The organism is Streptomyces sp. NPDC006332, from assembly GCF_040612855.1.
Lineage (GTDB): Bacteria > Actinomycetota > Actinomycetes > Streptomycetales > Streptomycetaceae > Streptomyces.
Genome location: NZ_JBEXRA010000004.1, coordinates 181,916 through 206,789, shown reverse-complemented (window position 1 = coordinate 206,789; position 24,874 = coordinate 181,916). Strand labels below are relative to the sequence as shown.

Below are 24,874 nucleotides of genomic sequence, written 5' to 3'. Positions count from 1 at the left end.
CGAAGCGTGTGCCTTCACGACTGAGTGCAGGACTCGCTCAGGACCGCGCGTAGGACTGCTTCAGCAGGACCTTGGCCTTGCCGACGGTCGGGTCTGCCACACAGGCCGTGTCCATGATGTAGGCCATCACGCGGGAGGTGTCGGACGTGTCGGGGAGCACCACGAGCAGGGCGTCCGTTCCCTTGTAGGTCCCCGGCTCGCTCGCGAGTGCAGAGTCGCTACGGCCGATGCCCTTCTGGACGCAGCCAGGCACCGGGATCGGGTCCTGAAGGATCTTGGGCTCGTTGCCCGGGACGGACTCCGCGCCCAGGGTGTGCGGCGAGCGGGATCCGCTTCCTCCGCTCCGGCGCGTGGCCAGCAGATCGGTGACCTGCTTCTCCAGCTTGCCCTCAGCGAAGGTGTCCGCAGAGGTGGAGTGCTGCCCACCCGCCTCGGGGCCGGACGGCTTGCCGTCGTTCATGGACGACAGCAGCACGGAGCCGAATCCCAGGGCGGCGGCCGTGAACACGGCCCCAAGAACGACCCCCCTGCGTCGGCTGCCCTTCTTACGCTTACGCCCCGGCCCGGTCGTCGAGACATGGGCGCGGCCCGAGGGACGGTCTGCTGTCGCCGATGTTTCACGTGAAACACGCGCGCTGCCGTCCGAGACCGTGGAGGAGTCGAGCTGGATTGTGGCGGCGACGGGCGGCTGCGGCTCCACAGCTTCGGGCGCCGTGGCGTGCAACAGGGCCTCCGCGGCGAGAGCGGCATCGATCCGGCTGGCGACGTCTGCGGGCATGCGTGGGGGGCCCGGCAGGGTTCCGAGCAACCCGCGGATTTCCTCCAGCGAGGCGTTGACGTCCGCGCAGAGTTCACACTCGTCCAGGTGCCGTCGTACGTCCGCGGCCCGTGACGGTTCGAGCAGGCCTTCGGTGAGGTCGGAGATCTCCGCGACGTCCGGGTGCCCGGCCGTCTCTGTCGTGGATGTCACGCTCGCCCACCTCCGCCCTTCACCGCGGCTGAATCGCTTGGCCCTGCGTCCGGGGGACCTGCCTCACGCGGTCCCGCTGCGGGTGGGACGGATGTCCCCTGCGTCCGGTTCCGCCCCGCGCCCGCCTGTCTGCCGTCGCCGGTGTTTTCCGGCCGCAGATGGGTGAGGAGGGGGAGGAGCCTGGCCCGGCCTCGGGCACAGCGACTCTTCACCGTCCCGGTCGGCACATCGAGCATGCCGGCGGCTTCCGCGACCGGATAGCCCTGCATGTCCACGAGGACGAGTGCGGCGCGCTGGTCGGGCGGAAGGGTGCCCAGTGCTTCCAACAGCTGACGGTGGAGATCGTTGCGCTCCGCGGGTGCCGAGGCCGACTCGTGCGGCTCCAGCAGCTGCTCCAGGCGCTCGGTGTCATCGACCGGCGACGTCTTGCGGGAGGCCGCCTTACGAGCGCGGTCCAGACACGCGTTCACCGTGATCCGGTGCAGCCAGGTGGTGACGGCCGACTGGCCCCGGAAGGTGTGGGCGGCCCGGTACGCCGACACGAGGGCGTCCTGGACGGCGTCAGCGGCCTCCTCGCGGTCACCCAGCGTCCGCAGGGCGACGGCCCAGAGCCGGTCGCGGTGTCGCCGCACGATCTCGCCGAAGGCCTCTGGATCGCCTTCTACGTGGAGGGCCAGGAGGTCCTGATCGCTCGTGTCGCCGTACGCGGTGTCATCTGCCATCGGGCCCCCTTCCCCTTGGCTACTGCTCAGCCAGTGAACTTCACGTCGGTGATGGCCTGCTTGTAGCCGGGATAGCTGTACGCGCTCGGATCCGCAGCCGAGTACGGCACAGCGGTGAGCCAGACGAGCACGTACTGCGTCTTCACCGGCTTGGTGACCTTCACCGTGGCCATCGTGCCGTTCGTGCTGACGTGGCCGATCTCCTTCATCGAGTCCAACGAGGGCGGCGTCAGCGAGTCGGCGGCGTACAGCTTGGCCGTCGTGTGGTTGCCGGAGTAGCGCAGCCCGATGTTGGCGCCGGAGAGCTCTTGCGCCGAACCCAGGTCGTAGACGATGCCCACACCTGGCTTGTAGGGCGCGAGGGGCGGCCCCTGCCGGAAGGTGCTCGTCTTCCAGTACGTCGACGTTTTGCCGTCGAAGGTCTTGTCCACGTCGCCCGGGTGCTGGGCGTCGCCCTTCGCCACGAACTCGCTGGCGCGCTCGATGCTCAGTGTCTTGACCGGCTTGGGAGCCGTGCTGTTCTTGTCGTTCCCGTCGGTCGGCTGCGTGTTGCCGGTGTCGTCGGGCTTGTCACTCTGGTCCATCAGCGCGTCCGCCAGCTGCCAACTGCCCAGGCCCAGCGCGGCGATGAGGAGGGCCGAGACGGCCCACTTCAACGCCCTGCCGGTACGGGTCTGCAGCGGGGGCGGCGGCGCGGGGACCGACTGGGTGGCACCCAGGTGCGCGGACGGGCGGCCGTAGGTGCCCTGCTGGTACGTCGTGCGCTGGTAGTCCGGCGGGGAGGTGAACGTGGGCTCCGGCGGACGGATGCGGGGCATCTCGGCGATCGCCTTGACCAGTTCCTCGGGCGTGGTGCACGGGGACTCGTGGCGGGAGGCGGTGGCGCCGTCGTTGGCCAGCGCCCGCATGGAGAGCTCGGACAGGCCGCGGTGGACACCCGCGCGCACCTGGTCCGGAGCGATGAGCCCGATGTCCTTGGGCAGGCCCGACAGACCGTAGGCATCGCTCTCGTACGGCCAGCGCTGGGTGAGCGCCGCGTACAGCAGGGCGCCGATCGCCTCCGTGTCGGTACGTTGCGGGGTCTCGGAACTGATGCCGCGCAGCGCCGCGTTCACGGCGAGGCCGCGGATGCGCCATTGACCGGTCGAGGTGCGCAGGACGGCGTTCGGGTTCAGCCGAAGGTGCGCCAGGCCCTCCCGGTGGGCGGCGGCCATGGCCGAGGAGATCTGGCTGACCATCTGGGAGGCGTCGTACACCTCCAGCGGGCCGGGGGCCAGCAGCGTGGACAGCTCGGTGGCGTCGGGAAGCCATTCGTGGACGACGTAGACGAGGTCGTTCTCCTCGACGGCGTCGAGGACCTGGACGAAGCGCGGATCGCCCAGCAGCGCGGAGGAGCGGGCCGCGGCCAGCACCGAGCGGGCCCGCGAGTGGTCCGCGGGCAAGAGGTGGACGCCGACGGCACGCCGCAGCTTCTCGTCCACGGCACGCCAACTGCTGAATCCGTCCAGACGGGTGACGCACTCCTCCAGGCGGTAGCGTCTGGCGAGCTTGTGACCGCTGTGCAGCTCCGGCGCTGAGGCCTTCCTGGGACTCTCGGTCCCGCCACTCCCCTGTGCCTCGACGTCTTCCGTGTCCCGCTCCCGGTTCTTGGCCACCCCGTCGGCCGTGGACTGGTCCGCCTTGGCGGTCAGCGGCTCGTCACCGCTGTTGTCTGCCACGTCGACGGCAGCCGTGCTCCGTTCCGCCACCGTCGTCCCTGCCTCCCCATCCATTGCGCGTCGTGTGACGCCGAAACCAATTGTGCCCACAGTCCGCTGCCATGCACGACACACGGTGGCGGACGATGGTTGTGCGCGAACCCCTGCGTCAGCGCCCCAGGCGGCCTCGCACCATGCCGACCAGCGAATTCAGCTCCTCGATGCGCATGCGGCGAGCGGCGACGAAGAAGACCCCGAGCAATACCGCGCCGCCTGCGATCAGGGCCGCGAAGGAGCCGAGGACGCCCTGCCCGAGCGAATGGGCGATGCCGTAGCAGGCAGCGCCGCTGAGCAGGGCAGCCGGCACCGAGGCGATGCCCAGTCTGGCGTACGTGCGCAGCACGCGATTGCCGTCCAGGTCGCCACCCAGCCGCTTCCGGAGTCGGTTCCAGGCGACACCGACACCGATCGCGTAGGCGAGACCGTACGAGGCGGACATGCCCACCACGGCCCAGCGGGGTGGCAGTACGACGTAACACAGTGCGGAGGCGGTCGCGTTGACCACGGCGACGATCACCGTGTTGTAGAAGGGAGTACGGGTGTCCTCGTAGGCGTAGAACGCGCGCAGGACGACGTACTGCACCGAGTACGGGATCAAGCCGAGGGCGAAGGCCATCAGCATGTACCCCATGTTGGTGGCCTCGCTGATGCCCGAGGAGCCGAAGATCAGCGTGCACATCGGGATGCCGAGCGCGAGGAAGCCGAAGGCGATCGGAACGATGGCGACGGCCGTGGTCCGCAGGCCCTGGGAGATGTCGTCGCGGACGGCTCCGGGGTCGTCCTCCGCCGCGGAGCGGGAGATGCGGGGCAGCAGGGCGGCCATCAGGGACACGGTGATGATGGCCTGCGGCAGGCCCCAGATCAGCTGGGCGTTGGCGTAGGCGGCGAAGCCGGTGCCGTCGACCGGGGAGTCGGTGCCCGCGGCGGTGGACAGCTGGGAGACGACGATCGCGCCGGCCTGGTTGGCGAGGACGAACAGGACCGTCCACTTGGCGAGCGTGACGGCCTTGCCGAGGCCGTGGCCCTTCCAGTCGAAGCGCAGCCGCAGCCGGAAGCCGGTCTCACGCAGGTACGGGATCATCGCCAGTGCCTGCACCACGAGACCGAGCAGGACGCCGATGCCGAGGAGACGCTGGCCCTCCGGCGGAATGGTCGTGACCTTCATGCCGGAGTCGGCCGCGGTGCCGTAGACCCACATGAACATGCCCAGCGTCACGATGATGACGATGTTGTTCAGGACGGGCGTCCACATCATCGCGCCGAACTTCCCGCGGGCGTTGAGGATCTGTCCCATCACCACGTGGACGCCCATGAAGAAGATCGAGGGCAGGAAGTAGCTGACGAAGGTGACGCCGACCTCGTTGGCCGCCGGGTCGCTGGCCACCGAGTCGGACAGCAACCGGATCAGGAACGGCGCGCCGAGGACCGCGAGGACGGTCAGTGCGCCGAGGGCCACCATCACGAGGGTCAGCAGCCGGTTGGCGTACGCCTCACCGCCGTCCTCGTCCTCCTTCATGGCGCGCACCAGCTGTGGCACGAAGACGGAGTTGAGGCCGCCGCCGACGGTCAGGATGTAGATCATCGTGGGCAGCTGGTAGGCGACCTGGAAGGTGTCGCCCAGCATGCCGACGCCGAGGGCGGAGACGATCAGCGCGGAGCGGATGAAGCCGGTGAGGCGGGAGACCATCGTGCCCGCCGCCATGACGGCGCTCGACTTCAGCAGTCCCGTGGCCCGGCCGCTCTTCTTCGCCGCGGGAGCGGCGGAAGCCGGTGCGGGCGCCGGTGCGGGCGCCGGTGCGGGTGCCGGGGCCGCCGGAGCGGGCACCTCAGGGGCGGGAGGGGTGGGTGCTGCCTGGTACTGGCCCTGAGGTGTCGCTGCCGGGTACTGGCCGAGGACGGGCGGTGTCGCTGCCGGGTACTGGCCCGCGTGCGGGGCCGGGGACGGGCCGGGCACCGGCGGGGGCTCGTACGGCGACTGGCCGCCGCCCTGCTGCTGGTCGCGGAAGAGGTGCGCGAAGGCATCCGGCTCGTGGTGCTCCTGGCCGGCCTGGCTCACCAGGTCGTCGACACCTACGAACTGGGTGGTGCGGGGGTCGTCGCCGTACGGCAGGTACTGGGTCGGGCCCTCCGGCTCGGGCGCCGGGGTCTGCGCCCACACGTTCGGGTCAGGGGCGTACGGCGACTGGGGAGGCTGGGCGTACAGGGGCTGCTGGGGCTGGTACGTGCCCGGGGCCGGCGGGGGGTGGGCGGCACGGTCGTAGAGCGCCTCGGCGACCGGATCCTGGGCGTAGATGTCCTGTGCCCGGTAGGGGTCCTGGTCGTAGGCGTCCTGGAGGTACATGTCGGCGGGGGACTGCGGCGGGACCTGGCCGTCCTGGGGCGGCGGGCCCTCGGGGTCGCCCGAGCCGCCCGCGGCCTGGCCGCGGTCACCGTCGTACGGCGCGTTCATGGTTACCCCACCTCATCGTCCCGGGCCCACCGGCCACGACATCCTCAACGGTCCACTCTCTCACTCGCGCCGGAAGGGTCGGCGCTTTCCGCTGCGGTGTCCGGTGCCGGGTCACTCGGCTGCTGCGGGTCGTCTGCCCGGGCCTGAGTGCCGGACTCTCCCTTGAGACGGTCATCGCCGCCGTCGGGGTTCTCCGGGACGGCGACGGCCTCGCCCGTCTCCTCGGGGCCGTCCTCCTCGGTCTCACGGGCGGCCGCCCGCTTGCGCTGGGTGTACATCCGGAAGCCGGCGAGAACGAGCAGGAGGAAACCGCCGCCGATGACCAGCATCACAGTGGCGGTGAACTCCGTGACCTTCACATCGAACCTGACGGGGTCCCCGTACATCTGCCCGTCTTCCGTGTACAGCTGGGCGACCACCCTTGCCTGACCGTTGGCCTTGGCCGTTGTGGGGAACTTCACCGTCTGGCTGTGGCCGCCGGAGACCTCGATGGGCTGCTCGTAGTAGGAGTCGTCGCCGATCTCCAGGCGCTTGGGGCTCAGTGAGGTGAGCCGCAGCACGAGGTGGTCCGCGCCCTGCACCAGGTTGTTCTGCACGGTCACCGGGATCGTGGCGCTGCGTCCGGAGAGCTTGGTCTCGGACTTGTCGATCAGCTTGACCTGATCGGTCAGCTCGTCCACGTACGCCTCGACGTCGTTGCGGAAGGAACTCGCCTCGGTGTTCCGGCCGCGCCAGGAGGTGGACATCTCGCGGTTCACGGCCCGCCCGAAGGGGGTCACCACCCGGGACTGGTCGCTGAGGATCACCTTGAAGTTGTCGAGCTTGTCCTGGGTGGTCGCGATCTCCATGAAGGCCGACCGAGGCAGCTCCTGCTTGCGCAGCGAGGAGGGGTACCTGGATGTCGACGGCACGGTCGTGGTGGCCGCCGGGTCCGGCTTGGCGGCGGCCGCCGCGGTGAGCTCCTGGGGCTCGGACCAGTTGCCGCCCTGCAGAGCGGTCAGAGCCTGAGCCATCGCCTGGGCCTGCGGCGCGGACGGCATGCGCTGGGGCGCGACGACGACGCTGCGCTGCTTGTGCGTCTGCAGGTCGAGGGCGAGGCTCTGAGCGAGGAAATCCTGCACGGCGCGCGTGGAGGCGGAGGCCTTCGTCAGGTCGCCCTGGAACGCTGTCGACAGCCGCGCGTCCGCGACGACCGCCGTGGTGCCGCCGCCGATGGGGCGGGCGGCCGAGGGCGTGTACGACAGGTTTCCCGTCTCCTGCAGGCTGTCGCTGCGAGCGATCACCTTGTCGGCGCCGGCGGAGGTGGCGACCTTCACGATCGATGGGTCCACCGCGCCCTCCACCGGCCAGGCGAAGTCGGTGCTGGGTGTCACATGGAGCACGGTCCGCACCGTGGTGGCGGCGACATCGGTGGCCTCGTTGAGATGGCTGAGGGAGCCGGTGACGCTTGTGCCGTTGTGTGCGAGGGAGGCGAGATCGGGGTCGGCGAAGGGGAGCGCGACGACCTCCTTGGCCGCTACGGCCTCCTGGAGCTCGGCGAGCCACTGCTTCGCGACCGCCTGATAGGTGCCTGCCCGCGTCGTGTCACCCGACCTGACCCGGTAGGTGCGGGTCATCGCGTCGACGGACGCCAGCAGGTCCGGGTCGATCACCCAGGTGACGTCGAGATCCTTGCCCAGTGACAGGAGCTGATCGAGGCGGCCGCCCGGGGAGATCTCCTTGGCGAGGTCGTCGTTGAGGAAGACCGGCGTCTGCTGCTCGTTCGACCCCGTCTCCGCAGTCATGTGGGTGGTGGAGATCAGGGGCCACAGGTACGTCGTCTTGGTCCTGGTGGCGGCCTCGTCGGACTGCCACGGCAGGAATGTCCGCTCCATGCCGAGGACCTGATCCCAGGGCTGCGCGGGCGTCTCTCCGGAGAGCGAGACGGCGAATTGGTAGACGCCGCTGTCGCCGAGGTCCAGTTCGTCGACCGGAACCGAGATGGAGAAGGGCTCGGCGACGCCCGGCGTCAGTTTGGAGAACTTCTCGATGTACTTGCCGCCGACCTCCGAGTCGGTGGCGGCCTGGATGTCGCTGCTGTTCTTGGCGGCGTTGTCGATGGCCGAGCGGGTGGTCAGCTCGGGTCCCACCCGTAGTCCCACGTGGGCGTCCGTGACGGCCTGCTTGCCGGTGTTGGTCACCGTGCCCGACACCGTGACCGTGTCGCCGTCCGTGGGGGCGCTGGGAGTGAGTGTGTCGAGGGACACGGAGACGGTGCCCGAGTCGGCGCCCAGCGCGGGCGTGGCGGCGGGCAGCTGCAGCAGTCCGGCCAGCAGGGGCGCCCCGGCGAGCAGAGCTCCGGTGCGCCGCAGCCAGCGGCGGGCAGGTGAGGCACTGGCCCCCTGGAAGTCTGCCGCCTCGGCCACGCGCTCGCCCGTCCCTCGTCGTCGTCAGTGGTCGTCGGAATGTGCGTCCACGCATGGTAACGATGCGCGCTGAGGGGAAGTGCCGCGGACTGCGCCACAAGATCGGCCAGGGACGCCGTGCTGTCCCGAATGTGCACGTATCCGTGGGGTCGCTTCCGTGCAGTTGGAGGGCAGGCCGTGCGCAGGGTCGGGTGGAGGGTCTGTGCGCATTTAATGGAGGCGCTCGCGGTCGCCCGGGCCACGTACCCTTTTCTGTTGTGCCGAACGCCAACGAAGACACCTCCAGTGCCCTGAGTCAGGTGCAGCACCGCGCGGTGAGTGAACTGCTGCGGGTTGCCCCTGTCGCCGACGATCTCGCCCGCCGCTTCCAGGAGGCCGGGTTCTCGCTCGCCCTGGTCGGCGGCTCGGTCCGGGACGCGTTGCTCGGCCGGCTCGGCAACGACCTGGACTTCACGACTGACGCTCGCCCCGAGGACGTACTGAAGATCGTGCGGCCGTGGGCGGACGCCGTGTGGGAGGTCGGGATCGCCTTCGGCACGGTCGGGGCGCAGAAGGACGGCTACCAGATCGAGGTGACCACGTACCGGTCGGAGGCGTACGACCGAACCTCACGCAAGCCGGAGGTGAGGTACGGCGACTCCATCGAGGAGGACCTGGTCCGTCGCGACTTCACCGTGAACGCGATGGCCGTCGCGCTGCCGGAGAAGAAGTTCATCGATCCCCACGGCGGGCGGGACGACCTCGCGGCGCGGCTGCTGCGTACTCCGGGCACCCCCGAGGAGTCCTTCTCGGACGACCCGCTGCGGATGATGCGGGCCGCACGCTTCGCGGCGCAGCTCGACTTCGAGGTCGCCCCTGAGGTCGTCACGGCCATGAAGGAGATGGCCGGGCGCATCGAGATCGTCTCGGCCGAGCGGGTCAGGGACGAACTGAACAAGCTGATCCTGTCCACGCACCCGCGCAAGGGCCTGACGCTGCTGGTGGATACCGGGCTCGCCCACTACGTGCTGCCCGAGCTTCCGGCGCTGCGCCTGGAGAGCGATGAGCATCACCGGCACAAGGACGTCTACGAGCACACGTTGATCGTCCTTGAGCAGGCCATCGCTCTGGAAGAGAGCGGCGCCGATCTGACCCTCCGCCTGGCCGCGCTGCTGCACGACATCGGCAAGCCGCGAACTCGTCGTTTCGAGAAGGACGGCAGGGTTTCCTTCCACCACCACGAGGTGGTGGGGGCGAAGATGACCAAGAAGCGCATGACCGCGCTGAAGTACTCCAACGACCTGGTGAAGGAGGTCTCGCGTCTCGTTGAACTTCACCTGCGCTTCCATGGCTACGGCACAGGTGAATGGACGGACTCCGCGGTCCGCCGCTATGTCCGTGACGCCGGCCCTCTGCTCGACCGCCTCCACAAACTGACCCGCTCGGACTGCACGACGCGCAACAAGCGCAAGGCCGCCGCGCTCTCGCGGGCTTATGACAGCCTGGAGCAGCGGATCACTCAGCTACAGGAGCAGGAGGAGCTGGACGCGATCCGTCCGGACCTCGACGGCAACCAGATCATGGAGATCCTGGGCATCAGCCCGGGCCCGGCCATCGGCCGCGCGTACCAGCACATGCTGGAGCTCCGGCTGGAGAACGGGCCCATGAAGCACGACGAGGCGGTGGCCGCGCTCAAGGAGTGGTGGGCCGCGCAGAGCTGAGGCCGTGAAACGGGTCATGTTTCACGTGAAACATGACCCGCGGCTTGCTAGGGCGGTGAGCTCGAACGCGTCGAGGGGCCCTGTTTCACGTGAAACACGGCTCCGACCACCCCGTAGACAACGGCGACCGTGACCACCAGCGGCACCGAGCGGCCATCTGGCGGGAGCATCAGAGCGGCGACGCCCGCGGCACCCACGAAGGCGACGTTGAAGAGCACGTCGTAGACGGAGAAGATCCTGCCCCGAAAGCCGTCGTCCACCGAGGACTGCACGATCGTGTCCGTTGCGATCTTCGCGCCCTGGGTGATCAGCCCCAGGACGAATGCTGCGACAAGCATGGGGGCTGTGGTGAAGGGGAGGCCGAGAGCGGGCTCCAGAACCGCGGCAGCAGCGGCACAGATGACGATCCATCGCGCGGGTCCGTACCGGCCCGCCGCCCAGGGCGTCACGACCGCGGCGGCGAAGAAACCGGCGCCGGAGAAACCCAGTGCCAGCCCCAGTAGGGCGAGACCGTCTTCGGGATCGGACGTCAGGGTGTATCGGCAGAGCATCAGCACCATGACCAGCAGGGCGCCGTAGCAGAACCGCATCAACGACATCGTGCCGAGCGCCCATGCGGCCTGCCTGCGCTCAGGAGCAGTGAGATGGCGCACCCCTGCCGCCAGGTCGCGGGCGGTACCGGTGAGAGCTGTCGACAGACGAGGCTGTACCAATTCAGGGTCGGGCCCCAGCAGTTCCGGTGCCATGCGTAATGAGGCGAGAGCTCCGCACAGATACAGCCCGGCTCCCAGGAGCACCACCGCCGCGTCGGAATCCGCGACCGCCAGCCGTACGACGAAGGCGAGACCGCCGCCAACGGTCGCGGCGAGTGTGCCGGCGGTCGGGGAGAGGGAGTTGGCGATCACCAGTCGCTCGGGGTCCACGACCCGGGGCAGCGCGGCGGACAGGCCGGCCAGGACGAAGCGGTTCACCGCGGTGACGCACAGCGCGGAGACGTAGAAGAGCCAGTCGGGAACATCGCTGACGATCAGGACGGCTGTGGCCGACGCCATCAGGGCGCGCACCAGGTTGCCGTACAGAAAGACCTGGCGACGGCGCCAGCGGTCCAGGAGGACGCCGGCGAAGGGGCCCACCAGGGAGTACGGGAGCAGCAGGATCGCCATCGCGGAGGCGATGGCGGTGGCCGAGGTCTGCTTCTCCGGTGAGAAGACGACGTAGGCGGCGAGTGCGATCTGGTAGACACCGTCGGCGCCCTGGGAGAGCAGGCGCACGACGAGCAGTCGTCGGAAGTTCCGGAGGCGGAGCAGGACGCGCAGATCACGCACGACGGGCATGGGGCACAGCCTCACATACGGAGAGGGTCCCCCGGGCAGTACCCACCCGGGGGACCCTCAACAGCTCTGGCAGGAGCGGTTCAGCTGTCTTGCTGGCGCGCAGCGCCTCGTCTCGCTAGCGCTCGACTTCGCCCTTGATGAACTTCTCGACGTTGTCGTAGGCCTCGTCGTCGAAGTACTGGACCGGCGGGGACTTCATGAAGTACGAGGACGCCGAGAGGATCGGGCCGCCGATGCCACGGTCCTTGGCGATCTTCGCGGCGCGCAGCGCGTCGATGATGACGCCGGCGGAGTTCGGGGAGTCCCAGACCTCGAGCTTGTACTCCAGGTTCAGCGGGACGTCACCGAAGGCACGGCCCTCGAGACGGACGTACGCCCACTTGCGGTCGTCGAGCCAGGCCACGTAGTCCGAGGGACCGATGTGGACGTTCTTCGCGCCCATGTCACGGTCGGGGATCTGCGAGGTGACGGCCTGCGTCTTCGAGATCTTCTTCGACTCGAGGCGGTCGCGCTCCAGCATGTTCTTGAAGTCCATGTTGCCGCCCACGTTGAGCTGCATGGTGCGCTCAAGACGGACACCGCGGTCCTCGAACAGCTTTGCCATGACGCGGTGGGTGATCGTGGCGCCGACCTGCGACTTGATGTCGTCGCCGACGATCGGGACACCCGCCTCGGTGAACTTGTCGGCCCATTCCTTGGTGCCGGCGATGAAGACAGGGAGGGCGTTGACGAAGGCGACCTTGGCGTCGATGGCGCACTGGGCGTAGAACTTCGCCGCGTCCTCGGAGCCGACGGGCAGGTAGCAGACGAGGACATCGACTTCCCTGTCCTTGAGGACCTGGACGACGTCCACCGGGGCCTCGGCGGACTCCTCGATGGTCTCGCGGTAGTACTTGCCGAGGCCGTCGAGCGTGTGGCCACGCTGGACCGTGATGCCCTTGTTCGGGACGTCGCAGATCTTGATGGTGTTGTTCTCGCTGGCCCCGATGGCGTCCGAGAGGTCGAGGCCGACCTTCTTCGCGTCGACGTCGAACGCGGCGACGAACTGGACGTCACCGACGTGGTAGTCGCCGAACTGGACGTGCATCAGGCCGGGGACCTTCGACGCCGGGTCGGCGTCCTTGTAGTACTCGACTCCCTGCACCAACGACGCGGCACAGTTGCCCACGCCGACGATGGCTACGCGCACCGAACCCATTCCGGTTGCTCCCTGTGTGTACGAGTGAGGCCCTGGCAGGGGCCTCACATGGTGGTGTCGCCGGGCGTATCCGGACCGGGGGTGTCCCCCGTCCGGGGCAGAACGCCCGGCGCTCCCTCTGTGGTGTCACGAGCGGGCTCTCCATGGCCGGGGCCCTTGAGGTCACGGCCCGCCCGCTCGCTCTCGATGAGCTCGTTCAGCCAGCGCACTTCGCGCTCCACGGACTCCATCCCGTGGCGCTGCAGCTCAAGCGTGTAGTCGTCGAGGCGATCCCGGGTGCGCGCCAGGGAGGCGCTCATCTTCTCCAGGCGTTCCTCGAGCCGACTGCGACGGCCCTCAAGGACGCGCATGCGCACATCACGAGAGGTCTGCCCGAAGAAGGCGAAGCGAGCAGCGAAGTGCTCGTCCTCGTACGCGTCGGGCCCGGTCTGCGAGAGGAGCTCCTCGAAGTGCTCCTTACCTTCCGCCGTCAACCGATAGACGATTTTCGCCCGACGCCCTGCGAGTGGTGCGGCGAGGGCGTCCTCGGAGGTGTGCCCCGGCTCCTCGATCAACCAGCCGTTGGCGACCAGGGTCTTGAGGCAGGGGTACAAGGTCCCGTAGCTGAACGCACGGAACACCCCCAGCGAGGTGTTGAGTCGCTTGCGCAGCTCATAGCCATGCATCGGGGACTCGCGGAGCAGGCCGAGTACGGCGAACTCAAGGATCCCGGAACGCCGGCTCATGGTCGCCTCCTCCCTGTCGCGGTCGGGCCGTGACGGACTTTATGCCGAGCTGATGTATCGACTCGATACATCACGACGATAGAACGGCCTTACGGATGCGACAAGTGGGGGGATGGTGAACGGGATCACATCACTGATTCACGGGGAGTGAGTTGCCTGAATTCGGGTGGACTTCGGAACCAGGCAGGTTTTCAGGGTGCGTAGTCTGTGCGCCATGCACACCACCGGGAACCAAGTGACGCCAGGGGGGCGTCGTTGTCCTCGGTGCAGTACGGGTGAATGCGAGACCGACCACATCCGTACTTCGGGGGGACCGGAAACCAGCCGCCGTTTCCAGGCGCGCAAGGGTGCGCCTGCCCGAGGAGTAGTCGTTCCATGAGCGAGCACCGTCGCAAACCGCCGCAGCCGCAGGGAGGCGGACGTGCCGCGGCCCGACGCGGCCAGTCCGGCTCGTCCCCAGGCCGCCGCGCGGCACCGCGAGGCGCCAACGGATCTCCGTCCGGCTCCTATGGGACCAGTTCCCACGAGTCGGATCCCAATGGTCCGGGAGGTGAGCGTCCGTACGGCGGCCGCGCCGAGTCCCGTCGGGCCACACAGAGAAGTGGCGGCGGCCGGCGCAGAGCGGCCGAACCCGGCGGACGCGGTGGCCCCAACGGGCCCGGTCGTGGCCGCGCGGCCGCTTCCGACCGGAAGCGGATCATCGACTACCCGCGCGCCGGCAAGTACGGCGCGGCGCGCTGGGTGCCGTCGTGGAAGCTGGTCACCGGGCTGTTCATCGGGTTCTTCGGCAGCATGGTGGCCGTCGCGGGCATCGGGTACGCCATGGTCACGGTCCCGAACCTTGCCGACACCGCGAGGGCCCAGAACAACGTCTACTACTGGTCCGACAAGTCCGAAATGGTCGCCACGGGCGGTGAGACGAACCGTCAGGAGATCAACCTCGCGCAGATCCCCAAGGCGATGCAGAACGCCGTGATCTCGCAGGAGAACAAGACCTTCTACACCGACAGCGGCATCGACCCCAAGGGCATCGCCCGCGCCGTGCTCAACATGGCCAGGGGCGGTGAGACGCAGGGTGGCTCCACCATCACCCAGCAGTACGTGAAGAACGCGATGCTCGACGACCAGTCGCAGACCCTCTCGCGCAAGTTCAAGGAGATCTTCGTCTCGGTCAAGGTGGGCTCCACCGTGTCCAAGGACAAGATCATGGAGGGCTACCTGAACTCCGCGTACTACGGTCGCGGGGCCTACGGCATCCAGGCGGCCGCGCGAGCCTACTTCGACAAGAACGCCGACAAGCTGAACCCGGGCGAGTGCGCCTTCCTGTCGGCGATGCTCAAGGGCGCCACGTACTACGACCCCGCAGGAGCGACCAGCTTCGACCCGGCCGCCACCCCGGACGCCAACAAGAAGCGGGCCCTGCGGCAGATGCAGAACACCCTCGACAAGATGGTCCAGTACGGGCATCTGGACGCCGCGACGCGCGCCAAGTACACCGACCTCCCCGTGGTGAAGAACCCGCGCTCGAACAACGCGCTGAGTGGCCAGGTCGGCTATCTGGTCGACCTGGCCAACGCCTCACTGGTCCGGAACAGCGCCAAGACGGGAATCACCGAGCGGAGGCTGCGGGAGGGCGGCCTGTCGATCTACACGACCTTCGACAAGAAGAAGGTCAACGAGCTGAAAACCGCGGTCGAGAACGTTCAGAAGAAGAACATCAAGCCCAAGGAGCGCCCGGACACGGACAAATACGTCCAGTTCGGTGGCGCTTCCGTGGACCCGGAGACCGGCGCCATCAAGGCCATCTACGGCGGTGAGGACGCCACGAAGCACTTCACCAACAACGCCGATGTGACCGGTGCCCAGGTCGGCTCGACGTTCAAGCCGTTCGTGCTCGCGGCGGCGATGAAGTGGGGCGTCCGGGACAAGGACCTCCCGGAGAACCAGGCCCAGGACGAGCGGACCAAGGTCAACCCGCAGAGCCTGTACAGCGGCCAGAACGATCTCAAGATCAAGAACTACGACGGATCGATCTGGAAGAACGAGAACGGCAAGGAGTGGCTCCAGGAGAACGACGGCAAGCAGTCGTACGGCTCTCCCCCGGGCTACCAGATCAACCTCCGTGAGGCCATGAGGGAGTCCGTGAACTCCGCCTTCGTGCAGCTGGGCATGGACGTCGGGCTGGACAAGGTGAAGGAGTCGGCGGAGGACGCGGGTCTCCTGCCGGGCAGCCTGACCGGGACCGGCTACCCGTCCTTCTCCATCGGCATCTCCGACCCGAGCGCGATCCGTATGGCGGGCGCGTACGCCACCTTCGCGGCCAGTGGACAGCAGCGGGAGCCCTTCTCCGTCCTGAAGGTCACGGGCAAGGACGGCGCGGTCTACACCCACGAGGACGAGACAAGGCAAGCGTTCGAGGCAGACGTCGCCGACAACGTGACGGACGTGCTCAAGACCGTGGTCAAGTCCGGCACAGGTACCAACGCCCAGCTGAGCGACCGTCAGGTGGCGGGCAAGACGGGTACCACCGACGGCAACAAGTCCGCCTGGTTCGTGGGCTACACCCCACAGCTGTCCACGTCGATCAGCATGTTCCGCTACGACGACAACGAGAAGAGCAAGAACCGCACGTTCCTGAAGATGTACGGCACGGGTGGGCAGGAGAAGATCCACGGCGCCTCGTTCCCGTCCGAGATCTGGCACGACTACATGGAGCAGGCGCTGAAGGGCACGAAGCCGCTGCCCTTCCCGACGCCGACGCCCATCGGCAAGGTCATCAACGACCTTCCGAGCCCCACTCCGACCCCCACCGTCAGCGACACCCCGACGGCGAGCCCGACACCGAGCCCGACGCCCAGTGAGTCGGAGGCCTCCCCGACGCCGACGCCGAGCGAGTCCTGCCAGTTCGAGTGGCAGTGCACCGGCGAGACGGACGACCCGGTCACCGGCGGCACCGACGGGGGCGTGACGTCCTCACCCTCGGCCACGGAGTCGCAGGGCAACACCAGGGGCAACGGCAACGGAGGCCTCTTCGGAGGCCCGGCGGGCTGATCCCGGCCGGACCGGAGTACGGCCTCCGTCCGGGTAGTTGAAGTCAAGGGTGGCCGCCACGCATTCACCGCGTGGCGGCCACCCTTGATTCATTTCAGGGGGTGGGCAGGGGCGCCCGGACCGTTGGATCGACAAGCTGGCGTCACCGACAAGCTGATGTGACGGACGAGCCGACCGGGTGTGCGAGCCCACCGGCCGGACAAACCGAACGGGCGTGCTATCCGGCCGACCGGACGAGCCCGTCGACTGGACGACCCCACCCGCCGGCCAAGCTGTCCAGACCCGCCCTGCCCTGGCCGGCCCGCGCGCTCCCGCCGTCGTGGAACAGGACGGGCCAGGCATCCCTCCCCGGACCCCGCACCGGTCCTCAGGCGCATACGGCAGGATGTGCGACATGCCCAGCGCAGAATCGACGCAAGCGAGCGTGCACGAGCCGGAGCCGGTACGGCCGACGAAGGAGGACGCGGTCGCCGCGGCCGGGAGTGAGCTGATCGGCGGCCCCCTCGGTCGGCGCGCTCTGCTCGGTGCGTCCTATTGGACTCCCGTCCGGGTGATCGCGCTGGTGGCGATCGGCATGTTCGTCCTCGGCCTGGTCCAGAAGGCACCCTGCTACAACGGCGCCTGGTTCTTCGGCGCCAGTTCGCAGTACACGCACGCCTGCTACTCCGACATCCCGCACCTGTACCAGGGGCGTGGTTTCGCCGACGGGCTCGTCCCCTACTTCGACAAGCTGCCCGGCGACATGCAGTACCTCGAATACCCGGTGCTCACCGGTGTCTTCATGGAGGTCGCCTCGTGGCTGACACCCGGCAGCGGCACCATCCAGGACCAGGAGCAGTGGTACTGGATGGTCAACGCCGGGATGCTGCTGGCGTGCGCCGCCGTCATCGCCGTATGCGTGACCCGTACGCATGCCCGGCGCCCCTGGGACGGCCTGCTGGTCGCCCTGGCGCCGGCCTTCGCCCTGACCGCCACCATCAACTGGGACCTCCTGGCGGTCGCTCTGACGGCCGCCGCGATGCTGATGTGGTCACGGGGCCGATCCCTCGCCTTCGGCGTCCTGCTGGGCCTCGCCACGGCCGCCAAGCTCTATCCGTTCCTGCTGCTCGGCCCCCTGCTGCTGCTGTGCTGGCGCGCGGGCAAATGGCGGCAGTTCGGCACGGCCCTGGCGGGGGCGGTGGTCGCCTGGCTGGTGGTGAACCTGCCGGTGATGATCTTCGCCTTCGACGGCTGGTCGAAGTTCTACACGTTCAGCCAGGAGCGGGGCGTCGACTTCGGTTCCTTCTGGCTGATCTGGGCGCAGAACTCGAACGACCCGCCCAGCACCGACTCCGTCAACACCATGGCCACACTGCTGATGCTGCTGTGCTGCGCCGGCGTCGCGGCCCTGGCCCTGACCGCTCCGCGCCGTCCACGCTTCGCCCAGCTGGCCTTCCTGATCGTCGCGGCCTTCATCCTCACCAACAAGGTGTACTCACCGCAGTACGTCCTGTGGCTGGTGCCGCTGGCCGCCCTGGCCCGGCCGAAGTGGCGGGACTTCCTGATCTGGCAGGCCTGCGAGGTGGCCTACTTCCTGGGGATCTGGATGTATCTCGCGTACACCAGCAGCGGAGACGCTCACAAGGGCCTGCCGACCGACGGCTACCACTGGGCCATCGCGCTGCACCTGCTGGGCACGCTGTACCTGTGTGTGATGGTCGTGCGTGACATCCTCATGCCCGAGCGGGACGTGGTGCGTCTGGCCGGCGACGACGACCCCTCGGGCGGCGTCCTCGACGGTGCGGAGGACGTCTTCGTCCTGGGTCCTTCCGCGCATCCGCCGCGGCACGCGGCCCACTTCGACGGGCCTCAGGTGGAATGGGGCAGCGGAGCCGGGTCGCCCACGCCGCCTTCCACAGAGAGTTCGCCCTGAGCGAACGCCGTGCAGGCCGGCTCGGATCGCCCATGGGGAAGGCCGTACACGAACCTCCGTGTACGGCCTTCCGGTTGTCCGGGAGCGCTCAGCGGTCGACGATCCGGTCGAACTGCGTGGTGGTGTGCCGCAGATGGGCCACGAGCTCGTCGCCCACCTTCGGCTCCGCGGCGTCGGTTGGCACGAACAGGATCGACACCTGCATGTGCGGAGGCTCGGCGAACCAGCGCTGCTTGCCGCCCCAGACGAACGGAGAAAGGTTCCGGTTGACTGTCGCGAGGCCGGCGCGGGCGACGCCCTTGGCCCGCGGCATGACGCCGTGCAGCGCCTTGGGGGCCTCCAGCCCCACCCCGTGCGACGTTCCGCCCGCCACGACCACCAGGAAGCCGTCGGAGGCGGCCTTCTGCTGCCGGTAGCCGAAGCGGTCGCCCTTGGCCACGCGCGTGACGTCCAGGACGGCACCGCGGTACTCGGTGGCCTCGTGGTCGCCCAGCCACAGGCGGGTACCGATACGGGCGCGGAAGCGGGTCTGCGGGAACTGCTGCTGGAGCCGGGCGAGGTCCTCGGCCTTGAGGTGGCTGACGAACATCGTGTGCAGCGGCAGCCGGGCCGCGCGCAGCCGGTCCATCCAGCCGATGACCTCCTCGACGGCGTCCGAGCCGTCGGTGCGGTCCAGCGGCAGGTGGATGGCGAAGCCCTCCAGGCGGACGTTCTCTATGGCCGAGTGCAGCTGGGGCAGGTCCTGCTCGCTGATGCCGTGGCGCTTCATCGAGGACATCACCTCGATGACCACCCGCGCGCCCACCAGGCCGTAGACCCCGTCGATGGAGGACACCGAGCGGATGACCCGGTCGGGCAGCGGTACCGGCTCCTCGCCGCGCCGGTACGGCGTCAGCACCAGCAGGTCACCGCCGAACCAGTCCCTGATCCGGGCGGCCTCGTACGTCGTGCCCACGGCGAGGACGTCAGAGCCGAGGCGTGTGGCCTCCTCCGCCAGTCGCTCGTGACCGAAGCCGTAGCCGTTGCCCTTGCAGACGGGTACGAGCCCCGGGAACTGCTCCTGCACGTGCTTGTGGTGCGCCCGCCAGCGCGCGGTGTCGACGTAGAGCGTGAGCGCCATGGCCGGACCTGGAACCTTTCTCGGGGCTGCGGTGTATCAGAGGTATGGAAGGTGTGGAAGCGAGGAACGCGACGTCAGCGGCGCGACATGTAGATGTCGAGGGCCTTGTGGAGCAGCTTGTTCAGCGGGAAGTCCCACTCGCCGAGGTACTCCGCGGCCTGGCCGCCCGTGCCCACCTTGAACTGGATCAGACCGAACAGGTGGTCGGTCTCGTCCAGCGAGTCGGAGATGCCCCGCAGGTCGTAGACGGTCGCACCGAGCGCGTAGGCGTCGCGGAGCATCCGCCACTGCATCGCGTTCGAGGGCCGGACCTCGCGGCCGATGTTGTCGGAGGCGCCATAGGAGTACCAGACGTGCCCGCCGACGATCAGCATCGTCGCCGCCGACAGGTTCACGCCGTTGTGCCGGGCGAAGTACAGCCGCATGCGGTTGGGGTCCTCGCTGTTGAGGGCCGTCCACATGCGCTGGAAGTACGACAGCGGGCGCGGCCGGAAGTGGTCGCGCACGGCGGTGATCTCGTACAGCCGCTGCCATTCCTCCAGGTCGTGGTAGCCGCCCTGGACGACCTCGACACCCGCCTTCTCGGCCTTCTTGATGTTGCGGCGCCACAGCTGGTTGAAGTTCTTGTGGACCTCTTCCAGGGAACGGTTCGCCAGCGGAACCTGATAGACGTAGCGGGGCTGTACGTCTCCGAAGCCGGCGCCCCCGTCCTCGCCCTGCTGCCAGCCCATACGGCGCAGCTTGTCCGCCACCTCGAAGGCGCGCGGCTCGATGAAGTCGGCCTCGATGTCCCGCAGTCGCTTCACATCAGGGCTCTGGATGCCGGCCTTGATGGAGGGGGCCTCCCAGCGCCGGATGATGACCGGCGGGCCCATCTTCACGGAGAACGCGCCCTGTTGCTTGAGGTGCGCGAGCATCGGTTCCAGCCACTCGGTCAGATTTGGCGCGAACCAGTTGATGACCGGGCCCTCGGGCAGGTAGGCGAGATAGCGCTTGATCTTGGGCAGCTGCCGATAGAGGACGAGCCCCGCGCCGACCATGTCGCCGGTACGGTCGTCGAACCAGCCGAGGCTCTCGGAACGCCACTCCGCCTTGACATCTGCCCAGGCCGGAACCTGCATGTGGCTCGCCGACGGCAGGCTCTGGATGTATGCCAGATGCTGCTCGCGACTGATCGTCCTCAGGGTCAGGCTCATTCGGGGCGCTCCTCGGGCTGGTGTGTCCCCATGGATACAGGGGCTCCGGCTCTCGCGGCGAAGCCTACTGCGCTTGAGGAGCGCCCCGACTGGGCATACGGCACCTTCGCCCCGGCCTGTGAGCCGCCGGGCGTACCGCGGTGCCTTATGGGAGGTGTGGAGTGTGCCGTCCGTGGCGTCAGAAGACCCCGCCGAAGAGACCGCCGTGCGCCATGCCGAGGAAGAAGCCGACCCCGGATGCGCCGAGGCCGAGGATCAGTCCGAAGCGTTCCCGGGTCGTGACCGAGATCCACTGCCCGTACGCACCGGTGAGGATGCCCACCAGACCGGTCCAGGAGCTGAGCAGGTGCAGGTTGTCGAACATCGCCGTGACGAACGAAGTGATACCCAGTACCAGGGTCACCGCGAGCAGGGTGTCCTGAAGAGGGTGGGACTTGCCGTCCGTGGCGAACAGTCCTCCGACGGTGTTGGGTCGCAATGCTTGTGCCATGGGGCACCTCCTGCGAAAGGCGGCGCATCGTAGCGCCATACACACCCGATGTGTACAGATTGACGGTCCAGGCGGCCGGATTTCAACCGTTAGCCGGTCTGCGGGTAGGCTGTACCGTCTGCACCGGTGTCTGCCCACGTCCTGGCCTGAGGACTCCTCCGAGGAACCCTCGATTGTCAGTGGCGGCCGATACCGTTGCGTACGCATCACGACCCTCCTGCCACGGAACGACCGTGGCCGCTGAGTCCAAAGGAGGTGGGTTCCACATGCGTCACTACGAGGTGATGGTCATCCTCGACCCCGATCTGGAGGAGCGCGCTGTCGCCCCCCTGATCGAGAACTTCCTCTCCGTCGTCCGTGAGGGCAACGGAAAGGTCGAGAAGGTCGACACCTGGGGCCGTCGTCGGCTCTCGTACGAGATCAAGAAGAAGCCCGAGGGCATCTACTCGGTCATCGACCTGCAGGCCGAGCCTGCGGTCGTCAAGGAGCTCGACCGCCAGATGAACCTGAACGAGTCGGTCCTCCGGACCAAGGTCCTCCGCCCCGAGACCCACTGAGCTCTCCCGCTCAGCTGATTCCGGGATTCGAGTAGCAGCACTAGCAGCCAGCAGCAAACCCGCCGAGAGGTTCCCCATGGCAGGCGAGACCGTCATCACGGTCGTCGGCAATCTTGTCGACGACCCCGAGCTGCGCTTCACCCCCTCTGGTGCGGCGGTCGCGAAGTTCCGTGTCGCGTCCACTCCCCGCACCTTCGACCGTCAGACCAACGAGTGGAAGGACGGCGAGAGCCTGTTCCTGACCTGCTCGGTCTGGCGTCAGGCGGCGGAGAACGTCGCTGAGTCGCTCCAGCGAGGCATGCGCGTCATCGTGCAGGGCCGGCTGAAGCAGCGGTCCTACGAGGACCGCGAGGGCGTCAAGCGCACGGTCTACGAACTGGACGTCGAGGAAGTCGGCGCCAGCCTGCGCAACGCCACGGCCAAGGTCACCAAGACCACCGGCCGCGGTGGGCAGGGCCAGGGCGGTTACGGCGGCGGTGGCAGTGGCGCCCAGGGTGGTGGCAGCTGGGGCGGAGGCTCCGGCGGCGGCCAGCAGGGTGGCGGCGCAGCTCCCGCCGACGACCCGTGGGCGACCGGCGCTCCTGCCGGTGGCAACCAGGGCGGTGGCGGCGGCTGGGGTGGAAACTCCGGCGGCAGCGGCGGCGGCTACTCGGACGAGCCCCCCTTCTAGGCCCTCGGGCCCAGGGTGGGTCGTACCCACACTTCTTGATCACACAGGAGATACACCATGGCGAAGCCGCCTGTGCGCAAGCCGAAGAAGAAGGTCTGCGCTTTCTGCAAGGACAAGGTCACGTACGTGGACTACAAGGACACGAACATGCTGCGGAAGTTCATTTCCGACCGCGGCAAGATCCGTGCCCGCCGCGTGACCGGCAACTGCACGCAGCACCAGCGTGACGTCGCCACGGCCGTGAAGAACAGCCGTGAGATGGCGCTGCTGCCCTACACCTCCACCGCGCGATAAGGGAAGGGTGACTGACAGATGAAGATCATCCTCACCCACGAGGTCTCCGGCCTCGGTGCCGCGGGCGACGTCGTCGACGTCAAGGACGGTTACGCTCGCAACTACCTGATCCCGCGGAAGTTCGCTATCCGCTGGACCAAGGGTGGCGAGAAGGACGTCGAGCAGATTCGTCGTGCTCGCAAGATCCACGAGATCCAGACCATCGAGCAGGCCAACTCCGTGAAGGCCCAGCTCGAGGGTGTCAAGGTCCGTCTGGCCGTCCGCTCCGGCGACGCCGGTCGTCTCTTCGGTTCCGTCACCCCGGCCGACATCGCTTCCGCGATCAAGGCTTCCGGTGGCCCCGAGGTCGACAAGCGCCGCATTGAGCTGGGCACGCCGATCAAGACGCTGGGCGCCCACGAGACGTCGGTGCGTCTGCACCCCGAGGTTGCCGCCAAGGTCAACATCGAGGTCGTCTCGGCCTGATCGCCGTATGTCGGCTGAACAGCCGAGAAGGGGCCGCATCCGTCAGGGTGCGGCCCCTTCTGCATGCTGAGGTGTCCGGGCCTGCCCTACACGCAGGTCATGTTTCACGTGAAACGGTCAGCGCACGGCGCCCGTCACCAGCCAGCGCCCTGAGCGGGAACGAAGCCAGAGGGTCAGCATCCGGACCGTCATCATCAGCGTCATCGCTCCCCAGACGGCTGTGAGGCCGCCGCCCACCGCAGGGACGAGCAGGGCTACGGGGGTGAAGACCACCAGGGTGAGAACCATCGCCCACGCGAGATACGGCCCGTCGCCCGCTCCCATCAGGACCCCGTCGAGGACGAAGACGATCCCGCAGATCGGCTGGGAGAGCGCCACCATGAGAAGGGCCGGCAGGGCCGCGTCAGTGACGATCGGGTCACTGGTGAACAGAGGCAGGAAGAGTGGTCGCGCGATGACCACCAGCAGACCGAGCACGACGCCGGCCGCGATGCCCCACTCCACCATGCGGCGGCAGACGGCCCGGGCACCTTGGGGGTCGTCGGCGCCCAGATGGCGCCCGATGATGGCCTGCCCAGCGATCGCGATCGCGTCGAGGGCGAAGGCCATCAGACTCCACAGGGACAGGATGATCTGGTGTGCCGCGATATCGGCGTCGCCGAGGCGGGCCGCGACAGCCGTGGCGATCATCAGGATCGCTCGCAGGGAGAGCGTGCGAACCAGCAAGGGAACACCGGCTTGAGCGGAGGCGCGAATCCCGGCGGCGTCGGGGCGGAGGGAGGCTCCGTGCTGACGGGCGCCGCGGACGACGACCACCAGGTAGGCGGCGGCCATGCCGCACTGGGCGATGACGGTGCCCCATGCGGAACCCGCGATGCCGAGGTCGGCGCCATATACGAGGCCCACGTTGAGGGCGGCGTTGGCAAGGAAACCCGCGATGGCGACGTAGAGAGGTGTCCGTGTGTCCTGCAGTCCGCGCAGGACACCGGTCGCGGCCAGGACAACCAGCATGGCCGGTATGCCGAAGGACGAGATCCGCAGGTAGGTCGTCGCGTACGGGGCCGCGGTGTCGGAGGCGCCGAAGAGTTCCACGATCGCCGGCGCCGCGGGCAGGACGACCGCGATGACCATGGCACCGAGCAGCAGCGCGAGCCAGATGCCGTCCATGCCCTGACGGATCGCGGCTGCGCGATCGCCCGCGCCGACGCGCCGGGCGACGGCGGCTGTGGTGGCGTAAGCGAGGAAGACGAAGATGCTGACAGCTGTCGTGAGGAGAGCCGAGGCGACACCGAGTCCGGCGAGTTGTGCCGTGCCCAGATGGCCGACGATGGCGCTGTCGGCAAGGACGAAAAGCGGCTCGGCGACGAGTGCGCCGAAGGCCGGAACGGCCAGAGCGACGATCTCTCGATCGTGCCGTCGCCGGGCAGCCCTGACGGGCGCGGGAGCCTGTGTCATGGGCATCAATCTAATCATCCACAGGTAAGAGATACAACACGTTACTGACCCTTACTTCAGTGACGTTGGCGCCCACGCTGCGATGTGACTTCAGATGATCTTGGTCCGACTGGGGAAGTTTTTCTTCTACACAGCCAGTGGACGGTAAACATGCAGCTCAGAGCGGTTGTCGCGGGGTGGGTTGAAGCTTGTTCACAGGCCTGTCCACCGGGTCGTGCACAGGTTTTGTGGAGTTCTCCACAGCATCTGGGCCGTCGTCCACATGGCCTGTGGATAACCAGATTGGCTGACGGTGCCCGCGGGCCTACGGTGGTCCGGCGCCCACTCCGTCCGTCGGCCTGAAAGTCATCACAGAACCGACGCGCCAGCACCGGAGTTGGGCCTCTCACTTGTCAGTGCCGTGC

19 protein-coding genes are annotated in these 24,874 nt (G+C 68.2%); 7 read left to right on the top strand and 12 right to left on the bottom strand.

The features are described from left to right. Positions 1–37 precede the first annotated feature (37 nt). From ABZ027_RS05980 to ABZ027_RS05960, 5 genes are all read right to left on the bottom strand, one after another. Entirely contained in the window at positions 38–970 is a 933-nt protein-coding gene (locus tag ABZ027_RS05980; RefSeq protein WP_356764777.1) for a hypothetical protein, read from the bottom strand. Next, positions 967–1,692 (bottom strand): RNA polymerase sigma factor SigM, encoded by a 726-nt coding sequence (sigM, locus tag ABZ027_RS05975; RefSeq protein WP_356764775.1) that lies wholly within the window; start codon positions 1,690–1,692, stop codon positions 967–969. The genes ABZ027_RS05980 and sigM overlap by 4 nt, the downstream gene beginning before the upstream one ends. Positions 1,693–1,718: 26 nt before the next feature. Continuing rightward, positions 1,719–3,440 (bottom strand): serine/threonine protein kinase, encoded by a 1,722-nt coding sequence (locus ABZ027_RS05970; protein WP_356764773.1) that lies wholly within the window; start codon positions 3,438–3,440, stop codon positions 1,719–1,721. Positions 3,441–3,558: 118 nt separating this feature from the next. Continuing rightward, positions 3,559–5,898 carry a murein biosynthesis integral membrane protein MurJ gene (murJ, locus tag ABZ027_RS05965; RefSeq protein WP_356764771.1) on the bottom strand — a complete coding sequence of 780 codons (2,340 nt, stop codon included), beginning with the start codon at positions 5,896–5,898 and terminating at the stop codon, positions 3,559–3,561. A gap of 44 nt (positions 5,899–5,942) precedes the next feature. Further along, positions 5,943–8,303 (bottom strand): DUF6049 family protein, encoded by a 2,361-nt coding sequence (locus ABZ027_RS05960; RefSeq protein ID WP_356764769.1) that lies wholly within the window; start codon positions 8,301–8,303, stop codon positions 5,943–5,945. 257 nt (positions 8,304–8,560) lie between these two features. On the opposite strand from ABZ027_RS05960, the gene ABZ027_RS05955 reads away from it, so the two are divergent. Next, positions 8,561–10,003: a CCA tRNA nucleotidyltransferase gene (locus ABZ027_RS05955; RefSeq protein WP_356764767.1), complete on the top strand. Its 1,443-nt coding sequence runs from the start codon at positions 8,561–8,563 to the stop codon at positions 10,001–10,003. Between the two features lie 47 nt (positions 10,004–10,050). Here ABZ027_RS05955 and ABZ027_RS05950 read toward each other — a convergent pair whose 3' ends face one another. The 3 genes from ABZ027_RS05950 to ABZ027_RS05940 form a co-directional block, all read right to left on the bottom strand. After that, the gene (locus ABZ027_RS05950; RefSeq protein ID WP_356764765.1) at positions 10,051–11,337 is read right to left on the bottom strand and encodes an MFS transporter; all 1,287 of its coding nucleotides are present in this window, start codon (positions 11,335–11,337) and stop codon (positions 10,051–10,053) included. A gap of 115 nt (positions 11,338–11,452) precedes the next feature. Continuing rightward, entirely contained in the window at positions 11,453–12,535 is a 1,083-nt protein-coding gene (locus ABZ027_RS05945) for an inositol-3-phosphate synthase (RefSeq protein WP_356764763.1), read from the bottom strand. Positions 12,536–12,579: 44 nt separating this feature from the next. Next, the gene (locus ABZ027_RS05940; RefSeq protein ID WP_356764761.1) at positions 12,580–13,260 is read right to left on the bottom strand and encodes a PadR family transcriptional regulator; all 681 of its coding nucleotides are present in this window, start codon (positions 13,258–13,260) and stop codon (positions 12,580–12,582) included. Positions 13,261–13,635: 375 nt separating this feature from the next. Between ABZ027_RS05940 and ABZ027_RS05935 the strand changes: the two genes are divergently transcribed. Both ABZ027_RS05935 and ABZ027_RS05930 read left to right on the top strand, forming a co-directional pair. Next, positions 13,636–16,311 (top strand): transglycosylase domain-containing protein, encoded by a 2,676-nt coding sequence (locus ABZ027_RS05935; protein ID WP_356764759.1) that lies wholly within the window; start codon positions 13,636–13,638, stop codon positions 16,309–16,311. Positions 16,312–16,696: 385 nt separating this feature from the next. Then, entirely contained in the window at positions 16,697–18,223 is a 1,527-nt protein-coding gene (locus tag ABZ027_RS05930; protein ID WP_356764757.1) for a glycosyltransferase 87 family protein, read from the top strand. 88 nt (positions 18,224–18,311) lie between these two features. Here ABZ027_RS05930 and ABZ027_RS05925 read toward each other — a convergent pair whose 3' ends face one another. The 3 genes from ABZ027_RS05925 to ABZ027_RS05915 form a co-directional block, all read right to left on the bottom strand. Next, positions 18,312–19,343: an alanine racemase gene (locus ABZ027_RS05925; RefSeq protein WP_356764755.1), complete on the bottom strand. Its 1,032-nt coding sequence runs from the start codon at positions 19,341–19,343 to the stop codon at positions 18,312–18,314. A gap of 74 nt (positions 19,344–19,417) precedes the next feature. Continuing rightward, positions 19,418–20,539, bottom strand: a complete 1,122-nt coding sequence (femX, locus tag ABZ027_RS05920) for a peptidoglycan bridge formation glycyltransferase FemX (RefSeq protein WP_356764753.1) — start codon at positions 20,537–20,539, stop codon at positions 19,418–19,420. Between the two features lie 178 nt (positions 20,540–20,717). Then, complete coding sequence (locus tag ABZ027_RS05915) at positions 20,718–21,029, bottom strand: hypothetical protein (RefSeq protein WP_356764751.1); 312 nt, start codon at positions 21,027–21,029, stop codon at positions 20,718–20,720. A 266-nt stretch (positions 21,030–21,295) separates the two neighbouring features. Here ABZ027_RS05915 and rpsF point away from each other — a divergent pair, with 266 nt between their 5' ends. The 4 genes from rpsF to rplI all read left to right on the top strand — a co-directional run bounded on the left by rpsF (position 21,296) and on the right by rplI (position 23,015). Next, on the top strand, positions 21,296–21,586 hold the full coding sequence (rpsF, locus tag ABZ027_RS05910) for a 30S ribosomal protein S6 (RefSeq protein WP_005482942.1): 291 nt from the start codon (positions 21,296–21,298) through the stop codon (positions 21,584–21,586). Between the two features lie 76 nt (positions 21,587–21,662). Beyond that, complete coding sequence (locus ABZ027_RS05905; protein ID WP_356764749.1) at positions 21,663–22,256, top strand: single-stranded DNA-binding protein; 594 nt, start codon at positions 21,663–21,665, stop codon at positions 22,254–22,256. A gap of 57 nt (positions 22,257–22,313) precedes the next feature. Continuing rightward, positions 22,314–22,550, top strand: coding sequence for a 30S ribosomal protein S18 (gene rpsR / locus ABZ027_RS05900; RefSeq protein WP_003949403.1), 237 nt, complete (start codon positions 22,314–22,316; stop codon positions 22,548–22,550). 18 nt (positions 22,551–22,568) lie between these two features. After that, positions 22,569–23,015: a 50S ribosomal protein L9 gene (gene rplI, locus ABZ027_RS05895; RefSeq protein WP_356764747.1), complete on the top strand. Its 447-nt coding sequence runs from the start codon at positions 22,569–22,571 to the stop codon at positions 23,013–23,015. Between the two features lie 117 nt (positions 23,016–23,132). Here rplI and ABZ027_RS05890 read toward each other — a convergent pair whose 3' ends face one another. Continuing rightward, on the bottom strand, positions 23,133–24,470 hold the full coding sequence (locus ABZ027_RS05890) for an MATE family efflux transporter (protein WP_356764745.1): 1,338 nt from the start codon (positions 24,468–24,470) through the stop codon (positions 23,133–23,135). Positions 24,471–24,874 lie beyond the last annotated feature (404 nt).

What these genes read in the sequence shown, in the direction of transcription:
- sigM (WP_356764775.1), bottom strand. Translation starts at nt 1,692, where the DNA reads ATGGCAGATGACACCGCGTACGGCGACACGAGCGATCAGGACCTCCTG.
- murJ (WP_356764771.1), bottom strand. Translation starts at nt 5,898, where the DNA reads ATGAACGCGCCGTACGACGGTGACCGCGGCCAGGCCGCGGGCGGCTCG.
- ABZ027_RS05950 (WP_356764765.1), bottom strand. Translation starts at nt 11,337, where the DNA reads ATGCCCGTCGTGCGTGATCTGCGCGTCCTGCTCCGCCTCCGGAACTTC.
- ABZ027_RS05945 (WP_356764763.1), bottom strand. Translation starts at nt 12,535, where the DNA reads ATGGGTTCGGTGCGCGTAGCCATCGTCGGCGTGGGCAACTGTGCCGCG.
- ABZ027_RS05940 (WP_356764761.1), bottom strand. Translation starts at nt 13,260, where the DNA reads ATGAGCCGGCGTTCCGGGATCCTTGAGTTCGCCGTACTCGGCCTGCTC.
- ABZ027_RS05935 (WP_356764759.1), top strand. Translation starts at nt 13,636, where the DNA reads ATGAGCGAGCACCGTCGCAAACCGCCGCAGCCGCAGGGAGGCGGACGT.
- ABZ027_RS05930 (WP_356764757.1), top strand. Translation starts at nt 16,697, where the DNA reads ATGTGCGACATGCCCAGCGCAGAATCGACGCAAGCGAGCGTGCACGAG.
- ABZ027_RS05925 (WP_356764755.1), bottom strand. Translation starts at nt 19,343, where the DNA reads ATGGCGCTCACGCTCTACGTCGACACCGCGCGCTGGCGGGCGCACCAC.
- femX (WP_356764753.1), bottom strand. Translation starts at nt 20,539, where the DNA reads ATGAGCCTGACCCTGAGGACGATCAGTCGCGAGCAGCATCTGGCATAC.
- ABZ027_RS05915 (WP_356764751.1), bottom strand. Translation starts at nt 21,029, where the DNA reads ATGGCACAAGCATTGCGACCCAACACCGTCGGAGGACTGTTCGCCACG.
- rpsF (WP_005482942.1), top strand. Translation starts at nt 21,296, where the DNA reads ATGCGTCACTACGAGGTGATGGTCATCCTCGACCCCGATCTGGAGGAG.
- ABZ027_RS05905 (WP_356764749.1), top strand. Translation starts at nt 21,663, where the DNA reads ATGGCAGGCGAGACCGTCATCACGGTCGTCGGCAATCTTGTCGACGAC.
- rpsR (WP_003949403.1), top strand. Translation starts at nt 22,314, where the DNA reads ATGGCGAAGCCGCCTGTGCGCAAGCCGAAGAAGAAGGTCTGCGCTTTC.
- rplI (WP_356764747.1), top strand. Translation starts at nt 22,569, where the DNA reads ATGAAGATCATCCTCACCCACGAGGTCTCCGGCCTCGGTGCCGCGGGC.
- ABZ027_RS05890 (WP_356764745.1), bottom strand. Translation starts at nt 24,470, where the DNA reads ATGACACAGGCTCCCGCGCCCGTCAGGGCTGCCCGGCGACGGCACGAT.